Source organism: Actimicrobium antarcticum, assembly GCF_039536745.1.
GTDB classification, from domain to species: domain Bacteria; phylum Pseudomonadota; class Gammaproteobacteria; order Burkholderiales; family Burkholderiaceae_D; genus Actimicrobium; species Actimicrobium antarcticum.
Window position 1 is genome coordinate 145,120 of record NZ_BAAAZE010000010.1, and the last position, 12,783, is coordinate 157,902.

Consider the following 12,783-nt stretch of genomic DNA (forward strand, 5'->3'; position numbering starts at 1 on the left):
GGCCAATGCTTCCTACTAAGAAACACCACCACTCGCTGCCTGCAATAGCGGCTCCTTTGAGGACAAGACAAAACCAAATTCAGCCGCCCGCCGGTGCAATTGTTTGACGATACGATCCCTGTATTGCTGTTCATACTGATCCGCACCGGGATCCTTGTACGCTATGCCGAATCGCATGGCATTGTAAAAATGGATTGCAATTTTTCGGGCTGTGGCCGTGACAGCTTTTGCCTTGCCAATCCGTGCAGCCAGTCGTCGGTAAAAAGCACCCAGTGCAGTGCTGGTCCGCCCCACCGTCACTGCGGCCAAGCGCAAATGCGCGGCGATCCGGTTCGACGTCTTGCGTGTATGCGCCGAAAGCACTTTGCCGCCACTGATTTTGCAGCCCGGCGCCAGCGCCAGCCACGACGTGAAATGCTTGGCACTCTTCCACCTAGATAAATCCGTTCCGCATTCAGCCACCAATCGCAGCGCGAGAAACGGGCCAATCCCGTGAATTTGCGTCAGGTCGGTACCAGTGAGTTGGTATAGTGCGCTGCGCACATCGAAGTTGACATCATTGGGCTGCTTTGTTTTGTGCTTCTGTTTCGGCAGTGGCGCTTCCGGGAGGGAACGTTCTAGATTTAGTACCGCCACAGCCTGTTCGATCTGAGCATCACATTCAGCAATACACGTTTGATAAAAGTCATAAAGGCGCAATGCTTGGCCTAGTGCAAAGACATGTTCGGGTTGATAGTTACCAACCAGAGCCGCGCGCACCGTCTCTTCGCTTGCCTTGCAACAGCGATTTCGATGGGCAGCAAGGACTGCGGGATCGCGTTCGCCTGCCACGATGGCGCGAATAATCGCCATCCCTGTCACCCCGGTGATGTCCGTAATGATGTGGTGTAGTTGTAAGTTCATCAAGGTCAATGCTTTTTGCATGTGCTGGATATGGGCTGCCGCGTAGTCCAGATGGCGCTCTCTGGCCCGCAAGTAGGTCCGGAGTGCGGCAATGTTGTGTGTGGGACGAAAGCTCGCGCGCAGAAGTCCGCAGGCATGCAATCGTTGCAGCCACTGAGCGTCATTGACGTCGCTTTTGCGACCGGGAACCGCCTTGGCTTCTCGTGCATTGACCAGAATAACCTCCAGCCCCCTGGACTCCAGTATTTCAAAAACAGCTACCCAATAAACTCCCGTCGATTCCATTGCCACGGTTTGAATGCCAACGGCTAAGAGCCAGTCGGCCATTCGCACCAGATCACCGGCGAAGGCCTGGAACGACTGCACCGGCTCATCACAGAGTTGCGGGCTGACCGCGACCATATGGAAGCGGGAGCCAATATCGATGCCTGCAGCACGTTCGTGTATTACTGGCAGTCCTCGCAGCGCCAACTGCTTGTCTGCCGGGAGCGACGCGGATGGTTGGGGAGGCGAGACGGTCGCATCGCCTGATATGCGTTTTGCCATAACAATTCTCCGAGAAATGGAAAATGAAAATGGTCTCAGATGGGGTCACGGAAAAATCAAATTCCTAAACGGGGTCAACACAGGTTGCCACCACAGACGGGTCCGCAGATTCCCCTAAGCCAGGTTTTTTGACGGGGTTGGTACCACCAAGAAGCAAGCGGCTATTCTCTGAGCTCCGTAACCAGTCTAGGCGAGTCGGAAATCGCTGTAAATCCCCCCTGTGTTTCTATCCATAAGGGGCTCGGCGCGCCGTGAAGGCCGTTTTTAATATATCTACATCGCCACGTAATTGTCGGTTCTCAGTTTCCAGTTGGCGGATGCGCTGCTGGTCAACAGTGAGCGCATTGCCGATGCCCTTTTCGCCCCTTTGCTCTGCATCGTATTGCTTCAGCCATCGACGTAACCCCTTCTCGCCGATGTCGGCACTATCGCTGACCTGCTTGACGCTCAACCCTTGTTCACGAACCATCCGTATGACTTCAAGCTTGAAGCTCGTATCAAAATTCCTGCGCTGCTTTCTCATATGCGATTCCTCTTTTGGTGGATTATCCACCTACCGAGGTGTCCGATTTCGTTAGACCCCTACAATGGTCACCGGCTAATGCTGGCGTGAATTGTATTTATTTCTTCGGGAACATGAGTTTCACGAATGAATTGACGAGGCGCTTGCGAGTCCCAGTGAGCAGGCGGCGTGCCGCTTTTGCTTCATCAACATTATGGTCTGCCGCGCGATCGAGAAAGTGTCGTGCTGTAGCTTTGCATGCGGTCAATCCACCTATTCCGTTTTGATGAAATTGGGCGAGTGCAAATTCAGCTTCGCCATGGGCGTGAACTGCAGCTTTTTCATAAAGTTGCCTGGCAATTACAAGATCGGCATCTGTGACTTGGTTTCGCGACGTCATTTTGCAAGCCAACTTATATTGCATGTCCGCATGTTCCGATTGGGAGTAATGAAGGTATTCCTGAGCGAATTCCTGAAGTAAACATCGTCCGTATGCATCGATTTTTTCACACTCAGGAGCGAGGATATCTTGGTAATTTCGACTCAGTGACTGATGTAGAAGATTTTTTTGTTCTTCCAATAAGAGATTGGTTTTTTCAATGAAGCCAGGGTTCTCATTGATTAAAAATTTCATTTCTTCAGGACCAAGTTCCGCTATATTCTTTTTCCATCCTGATAAATAACGAAGATTAGCAAGCGAATACTTACAAACAATAAGGTGGCGTTCGTTTTCTGGCAGGGATCTGTCAAAACTTCTTTCGTCAATGGGGAGATGCGTAAATACTTTAGCCTCGGAGAGCTCATCAATATGTTTTTTGAGCTTTTTTGGAAGAAAAAGTTTTGCCTTGAAGTGAGTACAGCAGGTAGGATCAGGATCGTATATACCATCCTTTACTAATAAATTTTTGCTTCCTTCGATATCAGCCTCTAGAAAACGTGTTGTCTCACCAGTAAGTTCAATTTCATACATAAAGTTAACCGAAGGTAATGTGCTAGAAAAGCTGATTCCTTCATTTCTTTTAGGTAAAATTAATGACAATCTTATTGCAGGACGATATTGATACGAAATCGGCGGAAGTCCAGTATCCGATTGCAGTGTATTATTTAAATTAAGAATTCCAATGTCGACATGATTACCTCCGACATCGATTGAGCCGACTGAAGGTGCAAGATCAATAAGTATAGGCTAGTATTTCTGAATACCTTTCCAGGAAATAGTTTTCTCTCTGTTAAAATAACCATTTCCTTTTGTTACGCGATAAGTCCCCTGTTCAGAAATGTATTTTATTTCTCCACGTTCGGAGCGCCCATTCCTCATTTCATAATAATCTGAAATTTTCGGCAGTTTTTCTAGTCGCTCGATGATATAAGCATTTCTGTTTGGTGAGACAATCGCAGAATTACCATCCCAACCTTTAGCTGTTTGTAAAAAAGAACAAGCTGGATGATTATTTTTCTTTGCAAGATCCAGCGCAGTAAGTTGTTCTGAGTTTTTTTCGGTAAACGCGTTTACTTGCCAAAAATAGAGAAATTTTATGGTATCGATATCCCTGTTATTTGCAATGGCAATATGTAATAAATTATCATTGTTATCTTTGACGAGGGACAGATTGTCTATAAAGTTATTTGAAAATTTACAGTTTAGTAAAGTCTTTTCATTTTCAAAAAAAACAAGTGTACTGGCATCGGCCAATGCATGAAGTAACTTGAAGTGATCCGGTTTGAACGTATTTCCATCTACGCCGGTTACTTTTCCAGTTTTCGCGAATTCGATTAATCCCTGTGACGACCAGGGTGAAACGCCTTGTGACCATCCGATATGCACAAGCGATTTCCCACTTTTTGGTGAGAGATGGTACACAAAGGCAGGATTGTTATTGCTCACCAGGCCATTTGCTTTCTGCCTTTCACTCAGCATCGCATTGATCTTTAATGCCTGATCAATCCCACTTGTCGCTTCCACGTTCACACAGATGCCTGCGATGTTTGCGATCGTGGGCATGAGCAGATGTTCATTGGGTGTTTGCGCGCCCCATTTTCGCATGATATTGATATAGTGATTTTTTTTCACAGGGTCCGCTTTGCCTAGGTTCAAATAAACCTTGATCGCCGCATCATTATCAAATCGCTCCAGTTTTTTAATGGCATGACGTAATCGCTGTCCGAGTTCAGTATCCTCCTGTGCGATTGGTATCAATACGTCTAACAAGGTTGATTTGGTGAGTGAGTCAATATCAACTCCTGATGACTGCAATAGTCTCGCAATGGTATATTTGCTGGATTCATCTGGGATCGTCGAAGAGTCGTTTGCGTCGGGCATTTCATTGCCGAAGGCAAGATTTGAACGCAATTCCAGTTCTTTATACTTATCTTTTGCAAATGTAACATCCTCGACAAGGCGTAGTTGTTTTGGCTTTCTGTTGTTAAATGCCGTTCCTGTTTCACCTAATTGATTGAACTTGGTACTGAGATATTGTGCATATTTCGCATGTTGCTCTTGCGCTGGCACCGAAGAAAAATGGGAAAAATTCTTGTCGATATTTGACAATCTTACGGAAGCAATATCCCCTTTATAAGAAATCATGGATGCCGTATCCGGTGAAAATATTAATCCTGAAGTTCTCGCCCATCTGTCCATGTTATAGGTGCGATGCATTCCGACACCGACAAACGTTCCAGGGGTGGGTATAAGATTGTTTTCGATTTTATCGAACTGTTCTTTTATCGCATCCCCGTGAATACATAATTTATGTATGTACACTCCCGACTTGTTTACTTCCTCACTGAATCGCGTGTCTTTTGGCCTCCCTGGATATTGATCAAGAGGCGGATGGCCTAGTTCTCCTGCAGTAACAGGTGTAATATAATTATGTGAGATATGCATGATTTCGGCTTATTTATTTTTCTTTGTGATTCGATATTCATTTATTTTTAGCATGTGTGAGTGACTCCGTAACATAATCGGCTAGTAAGTTTTTGAAAAGCTGGTCATTGCCAGGCTTGACGAGGTGAAATAATCGTTGATTAACCAATGTTTGATTATCACTAAGAAACTTCGAAAAGTCCTTGGATGAAATAAGATCGTCAATTTTTTTGAGTGAATATGTGTGTAGGTCGATATTTTTTTTATCGAATAATCTCTTAATAATTCCCGTTCCGCCCAAACTAACAGCCCATCAATATTATCTTCGGCAGATGCACTGTCGATCCATTTTGGCTTCGGGTGAAAGATGACAATCCTGTTTTCTGTCGGCTGGAAAGCAAGGATGTTTTCAACAGTTGCCTCGTAACAGGGGTCAGTTCGCTGGAAGGCTTCTTCAAAAAATGCGTCCAGCTGGTTCGATTGAACGGATTCGAGATATTTCAAGGCGAGCGTACGTCCGATCTGCTCGAACGAAAGCGGCGATTCACTATTGATCAGATCTTGAGCCTGATTATTTCGGTTGGGATGAAACACAAAACCAGAACAGGATTCCAGTAGCCGTGATGCAGGGTGAATGTTATGCAAGCCGCGACCTTGCTGGCCTGAGAAGATGCCGATGAGTTCGCTGATGGCATCCTTATATTTTTTCCCTACCCATTGATCAGGTTGCCTAGTGCCACGCAGGGTGTTCCGGCTTGCGTCATCCAGTTGAGCCGTGAAATCTGTCCACTCGGCATGGTGGATTTTTTTCTCGAGATTAAATAGGCCACATACGTGCAAAATGTAATCACCCTGACTGATCCGTTGAAGCTGTTGGGCTGTGATTCGGCGAACGAGTGATGGGTGCTGTGCCCCTGCCGGGAGCCGGTAGCGCGCGCGTACCGTCTGCTCGATTTTTTCTCGGGCGTATTCAATGACAAGATGGTTTTTCCCTTTGAAATGTGGAATCTCCAAGTAGTGTTGGACAAGTTCGAATGGCTTGTTGCCGGCGCTGGCAATTGCTAGACCGAATGCCTCTTTCCTTGTAGCGAAGCGCATGCCGCGGACCGGGCTACCTCGATGGTGCTCAAGTGCCTCAAGGAAGTAGTCGACATCATTGACAAAGACCGACAACGCCTCACCTCCCGAGTGATGTTGCTGCAGATTCCGGAATCTGTTCATCAAGAATTGCCTGATTTTTTCCGAGTCGTGAATCGCACCCTGGGGATGGGTTGATGTGAACTGATCTAAAGGAGAGTGAGGCAAGAGCGGCCGTACATTTCTGGATTGAGTATTGCCTGCGCTCGGTTGTGCTGGATTAAACATGGTGGTTGTCGATATAAGTAAGTGGGGCGATCGGTATCTTTTGCCGCTGCGTTAGCCGGAAAAACAGGCACGTATCCACGATCGTTCTCGTGGGCGTTGTGCCTCTGCTGCAGCGGCCCTTGCTGCGGCGAGTTCGGCTGCCGCGGCTGCCGCCTCTGTTTGTAATGTGGTCGTTTGCAGTCGCGCTTGTTCGAGTTGTGCGGCTACGTCGGCGCGCTCCTGCGCCATGCGCTGTGCCGCGTCATGCAATGCGATGACTGCATCGGCATTTCCTTGAGCTGCACTAAGTTGGTAGAGTTCGAGTGCGCGTCCCATGTCTACCGATAGCCCGCCAAAGCCTTGCGCGTACATGCCGCCTAAGGCGAGCTGACTTTCTGCATGTTGATGCAGCACACCTTTTTCAAAAAAATGTCGTGCCCTGTTCTGATCTGGTTGTTGATGTACCAGTCCGTCCGCACAGATTGTTCCCAGTCCAAACTGAAATGTCGCGTCCTCGGCTGCATCGCTGCTGAAGGAACGCGTCTTGAAGCTGTCGATCAGCTTTGAAAGATGGTCATAAAGACATTCACCAGCGACATCTTTCACGGCGAGTAACGGGCGTGTTTTTTCCGGTTTCTCATTCAGTGCATCACGCATGTCACGCAGGCTCATCGCAATGCGGTTCCGGATACGTTTTGCCGTTTCATCTGTACCCATGTTTATGTAGGCCAGGGCCTCATCACTGTAGGGCGAGTGTTCTCCAGCGGCGTCCTGCCAGGCGTGCAGATAGCGCAAATTGGCGATTGCGTAGCGGACAATATTGATGGCACGTTCCGGTTTCTTGAATTGCGTGCCATGAAACCGGTCACGGGTAACTGCCACGTGGTTAAAGAGGTTGCCTTCGACGATTCCGGCCAAAAACTCGTCGTAATGTTTTTTGATGATGTAGCAAGTCATCTTGAATGACGTGCAGCGATCGGTGTCAACGTCGAAGTCGTCGCATTGCGTCGCACCGGTGGCCGCGGTCATTTCGAACCTGACACTGTGCCCGCTTGCTGTCGTGCCGTGAGGCCGTAGTACCAGTCGCATTTCATTTCCAGGCGCATTACTGCTCATTAAAATTACATCTTTTGCAATACCGTTGGGACCAGGCTCGCCCGGTAAATGCCGTACACCCAATTGGAGCTGATCAGGGAGAATTTTGCTGTCCGTTCCCGGTCGCCACAATCCGAGCTGTCGCTCTCCGGTATCTTTCCGACACGATCCGGCAACCAGAGCCATATCGCCGAGTGCGCTATCGTAGGCGTGCAATCCTTCAAAGATTGGGCCTAGTGTGCCTGTTGCCACATGACGACCCTGCGTGACGCGAAACGTTTGCAAGGCCGGAATGAACGCTACCTTGCCTGTCTCTGTCACGCCGTTGCGCAGTACATAACTCACTTCGTCCGGGTGGTTAAGCTGGATGCGTGCGAGCTGTTCGGAGATAAATTGCTGCCTTAACTCCATGCGTTCGGCCGCACTCCAGCTTGCTGCCTCCTGAAGCAAAGGCAGCGTGCTGTGCTGACGTTGTTGCGCCATTCGCAGTGCATCGTCGGCTTTGCCAGTTTCCTGTGGCGGCACATTCCACAGGCAAAAAAAGCGGGCATCATTGACCGCGTCGGGATCAGAGCGCTGCTCGATCAATAGCTGCAAGAGATTTTTTCCACTCTCGCTGATCATCGACAAATCGGAAATGAATGGATGTCTGCCATAGGTCTGGTTGCCAATCTTGTCTTTTTGCAGGCTCATAAGGGCACTGTCCTGAGCAAGTGTGTAAAGCAGCTGAAAATGGTCAGGACGCACTCCTGCTGCCGCTAACCCCGTTTTTGCAAATTCGATCAGACCCTTGCTAGACCACAGCACGACCTGCTCCTTGTCCGCAATACCGATTGACTTCCCCAGTTTGTGTGAAAGAAGATGCGTCAAGGTAAGGGGGCCGTGTTGCGCATCGAAGCTGTGGCCGGGCAGGTTACCAATCTGCTGGCGGATTTCCAAAGCATGGTCAATGCCAGCCACGCAGTCCAGATTAACCAGCACGCCAAGCAGGTCGCGCGGTGCCGGCATCAGCAGGTGTTCGTTAGGCGGCAGCGAGCCCCATTCGCCGACCATTTTTGTGTAGTGATTCTTCTTGGCGGGATTCGCCATGCCTTTCCGAAGATAGGCCGCGATTTGGGTATCGCCATCGAAATCCTTGATTTTGAGGCGCGCATGCACCAGCAACGGATCAATGTTCGCTTTTTCTTCATGGTCAATCGTGTCCAGAAAAGTCAGGAGATCGGCCTTGTTCCATTGATCGGGGGGCTTGATGGCCGTTGCAAGTCGGGCGATCAGGAACTTGCTGGAGATATCGCTGATGACCGAATCGGGAGGTTGCGAATGATGGAAGTGGCGGTTGCCTCGCAACGCCAGTTCGGCATATTTTTCTCGCGCCATTGCCACGTCTTCGCGTAATTTCAGCGGCATGTCTTTCCGGTTATTGATCAGCGAACCGGTCGTGCCCAGTTCATTAAACTTGTCATTGAGATAGCGCGCGTATTCGGTGTAATCAAAGTCAGGATTGTCCGCCGCGTTGCCGCTAAATTTCTTGGCCCGAGACAGGCGGTGGGTATGGACGTCTCCTTTGTAGGAAAGAACAGACGCCGTGGCGGGAGAGAAGACGAGCCCCGAGGTGTTGGTCCAGCCGCGATTGTTATAAGTCTTGTGAAACCCCACGCCAACCAGCGTGGCAGGCGTGGGGATCTTGTCATCCAGAGCAACCAGCTTGGTTAGCTGGGCACGGACGATGGCGCCGTCGTTCGCGAGTGATCCGGCATCGCGACGCACCTTGTGGATGTAGACGCCTTTGTCATTGATTTCCCGGGACAGTGCAGTCACCGAAGCCGGAATCGGTGCGTTGTCCAGCGGGGGTAACCGCAATGGTCCAGGGTCGCGCGTGCTGCTGTAGGGGTTAGTGACGGGCATGATGACGTTCGTTACAAAAGAGGATCAGGCAACGCTGGCACGAATGGCTTTTGGACTCAACATGCCATCGACAATCTCGCTGTCAAAATGCTGTTGCAGGAGAGCTTTGATGATGAGCGGGAACTGTACAGTCGCGACGAACTGCTCACCGCGTGCCTGGCGTCCCTTAATGAGCACGTCCCGCACGATAGCCAGGAAATCGGAGACCGACAGTTTGGTGTCCGGATTCGATCTGGTCGCGGCAGCAATCGCTGTTTCAATTTTCTCGCTGGCAGCGAGGAACGTAATGAGGGTGCCGGTTCTGCCCACGCCATGGCTGCAGTGGATCAAGACCGTATCCTTGTCTTTGCTATTCAGGACAATTTGGTTTGCGAGATCGATCAGCGCATCAACTTCAATTGCCTTTTTGTCTGGCCATGCGGTGAAATGCATGCGCTGGACTTCTTTTGTACCTCCGCCCTTATGCGGTTTTATCTGAATCATGGATTCGTTAATGTGCGGGTTAGCCCCCTGGAGCGGAATAGACCGTAATTCATATGTTGGGAGCTCAAGCGGTTTTTCGCCAACCGGCGCATACGAATCGTCGTATTTCTTCTCTCCGGGCTCCGTCAGGTCCACTATCAGACTGACCTCCTTGATCGGAACGTCCGGAATGAGCAGCTTGCTGTCTGTCGTCGCACGCCAGAAATCATCCCGATTTTCCCTACCTGGCATGCTATTGCCCAATGGATATTGTGCCGCGATGTAGTTGCGGCTTACCCCAAGCTCAATCCGGTTTGCATGGAGGTAGCGCGGAGCGCTGCCCGTTGCGCCGGGTATTCTCAACGCCGTGCTTTTTTGCGGCTGGCGGCTATCAATGCGTGAAAGTACTTGATTTTCCGGAACGAGATCGATACCCCTATCTTTACGCTGTCCTCCGATATATCTCATCGCTTCGGATGCTTCTTGCGCCATGTCTTCAAACAATGGGCCGTCAACGTCATATCCTGGGCTGCGAAGTAGTTCTTCCAGGCGGCTAAAAGCACCGGTCGCGTCATAAGACAAATTAAAGCGGCTCAGATTTAAGACTTGATTTTCACGTTTGTTGTTGGGTCTGGTCATCATGCCCCTCAGCTCGTTCATCGGCACAAGATGTACGGCTTGCGATTCCCAGCCAACATCTGCAGGAGTGCCGCCAATGCGTTCTGCCAGGTAATAGCGTGTTTTTTGTTTTTCGCCTTGGTAGTCGCACAGAAAGGCGGTCAACTTGACCTGCAGCCCGGATTCTTCATAGGCTTCCTTGCGGGCGGTCGCTTGCGGCGACCACTTAACCAACGGATCGTCATCGTCAACAGTCTGTCCTTTCGGGAACGTGTTTTTCATCCCGGCAAAGCCACCCGTTGGTGCGACGACCCAGACCCGGCCATCATTTTCGCGAATCATTACCCCTGCAGCGTCGATACCGTCGCTAGGTGGCTCACCCGCTAGTACAACATCCCCTTCCTCCCACTTCGCTTGGGTGGTAGGCACCTCATTCCAACTCTCGAAAGGGACGGGACTTGAGGGTATGTGTGTGGGTAGCGCTGTCGCCAGGTCGAACTGGAGTGTGTCGTCCTGGCGCTTTTTGAGCGCGATAGGTGCAAAGCTGGCGCGTTTGTCAGAATTGCCAAAATCGGTAAGCGCTGTTGCTGGAATAGGCGTTGGCATGTTGTTGGGCAATCGCAACAGTGCTTGATAGTATTGATGCTCGTCGAACTTCTTCTTTTGTGCGATTACATCGTTAACAATCGCTTGCTGGCCAACGTCGGTACATTGAAAATCCACGCTGATCGGAGTACCTGGAGCTCGCTCCTGCCGGACCACAGCAGCCACAGCGAGTGCCGTCATCTGCTCAAAGGGGATGCCTAGCTGCCCCTGTTTCCTTGATTGTGTGGGAGCCAGCAGATTTGCAGAAAATCCGACGGACTTCAGGCCGCTAGTGACTGCGGCAGCGAGAGTCTTACCAACATATTTCACGACTTGCTCTGGCAAATGCGGACGGGTGCTTCGCGGGTGCTGGGGTGGCAGACCTGTCACGAGGACGTATTTTGGTGTCTGTGAACCTTGGGGAAACTTGTTCAGCGGGCGAGAAATTAATTCACGAACGGGTGTGAAGCTCGCGGTGCCACCGGACTGAGCATGGGTGCGTGCGGTGGCAAGGGCGTCTGTAAAGTGCTGATTGTCGAAGGTCATATTGCTACCGACGGCAATGCCATCAACCGGCATGGCGTCGATATTCGCGAGACTGGTGCGGATCACCGGCGTGGGTTTCACTGTTGGCGTCACCGCAGCGAGAAGCGGCCTGATAGCCGAAGACTGCGCTCGGGCATACTGACTCGGCTGGCCACCTCGCTCTCTTAATTTTTTCTCAAGTGCAATTACTAACTGTTCAACCTGTGGCAGCGAATGCACGAACCCGGGTCTTATCTCCCTTTGGTCTTCAACGAACTTGCAAACCTGTTTCCCGATATCGTCCTCGTTCTTGACCGTGCCATCGGCTATCCGCAGGCAAACATCCCGATAGGTCATCAACGTCGCATTGCGACCGTAGCCGGCCTGGCTAAGGATCAGGGGATCGTGTTCGTGTATCGGTTCATTCGGTGGATTCGGCAGTAATTTTTTGTGCTGATCCAGGATCGCGCTTGCTCGGGCGATTGTCTCCGCCGAGAGCAAGGCATCTTGAAACGGCAATCCCGCTTGCGTGACCGGCACAGTAATTGTCTTACCGGGGGAATTATCGTCGGTGACCGTCAGCAGATACCGACGGCATCCCTCGACGGCAGGCTCTTGCGTCGCAATCTCAAAGCTTTGCACTGTGTAGCGATCACCCAGTTTTAGCGGTGAAGCACTATTCTCTTTGATTTTTTTCAGCTCTTTTTCCAGCAACTGGACGACAGCGGTATTGCTCCGGTTCTTATTATCGAGCGTCCGCTCAGACACGAATTGATAAATGCCCAATCCCGACTCCAGCCCTTCAAATAGAAAATCTTTATAGGTTTTTTCGTGTGGTGACTGACCGATTTTGTAGATAACGGTTTTTTGGGTTTCCGCGGTGTTCGTTACCTTGTGCGCGATCTCGAACTTGCTTGCGTGAATTGGCGTGCCATTGTCAGTAGTCGAGGACTTCGTCTTGATCCAAATGGTCCCTCGGTTGTCGGGGCAGAGGATCCCGGTGTCGTTGGGCTCGACGATATTCTCGACGAAGTCGTCTTTTGATTGAGTTCTGGATGAACGCAAGGTGCTCCACCAATGCTTCAGTCGCTCTAAACGCCACGTTGGCAAACGTGAACCGCTTGCTGGATTGGCCTGTAACGCCTTGCTTATATGCTGATCGTACCGAGGAATCGCTCGCAAAACTGGCGAAGTGGATGGGGAGGCTGGTCGGGGAGACATGGTTCATTCCAAAAAAGACTGGCAGCGATGTCGCTGCAGCGTGATCAGCCGACGATGCCTGCACCTCTGAATTACTGTGGCCGTGGTCAACCGATCGGATTTATTCCGGTCCTTCATGGGCTACGGCGGGTGCGCTGTTTACCAATGCCGGACAAGAATCCCTGATATATGTCGTTGACAGGTGATTAGTTCCAGCATGATTTGTCGAAGGTAT

At 50.4% G+C, this 12,783-nt stretch carries 7 protein-coding genes; all 7 read right to left on the reverse strand.

Features of this window, described 5'->3' with window-relative positions:
* Positions 1-15: 15 nt before the first annotated feature.
* On the reverse strand, positions 16-1,449 hold the full coding sequence (locus tag ABD720_RS13590) for an IS110 family RNA-guided transposase (RefSeq protein ID WP_344763876.1): 1,434 nt from the start codon (positions 1,447-1,449) through the stop codon (positions 16-18).
* Between the two features lie 226 nt (positions 1,450-1,675).
* A complete protein-coding gene (locus ABD720_RS13595; protein ID WP_344763877.1) occupies positions 1,676-1,972 on the reverse strand; it encodes a transposase in 297 nt (98 codons plus the stop codon).
* A 97-nt stretch (positions 1,973-2,069) separates the two neighbouring features.
* Positions 2,070-2,990, reverse strand: a complete 921-nt coding sequence (locus ABD720_RS13600; protein ID WP_344763878.1) for an SEL1-like repeat protein — start codon at positions 2,988-2,990, stop codon at positions 2,070-2,072.
* 147 nt (positions 2,991-3,137) lie between these two features.
* Positions 3,138-4,835, reverse strand: a complete 1,698-nt coding sequence (locus ABD720_RS13605; RefSeq protein WP_344763879.1) for a hypothetical protein — start codon at positions 4,833-4,835, stop codon at positions 3,138-3,140.
* An 81-nt stretch (positions 4,836-4,916) separates the two neighbouring features.
* Positions 4,917-6,179: a hypothetical protein gene (locus ABD720_RS13610; protein WP_344763880.1), complete on the reverse strand. Its 1,263-nt coding sequence runs from the start codon at positions 6,177-6,179 to the stop codon at positions 4,917-4,919.
* Positions 6,180-6,230: 51 nt separating this feature from the next.
* Entirely contained in the window at positions 6,231-9,158 is a 2,928-nt protein-coding gene (locus ABD720_RS13615; protein ID WP_344763881.1) for a tetratricopeptide repeat protein, read from the reverse strand.
* 24 nt (positions 9,159-9,182) lie between these two features.
* On the reverse strand, positions 9,183-12,569 hold the full coding sequence (locus ABD720_RS13620) for a protein-tyrosine phosphatase family protein (protein ID WP_344763882.1): 3,387 nt from the start codon (positions 12,567-12,569) through the stop codon (positions 9,183-9,185).
* Positions 12,570-12,783: the final 214 nt, after the last annotated feature.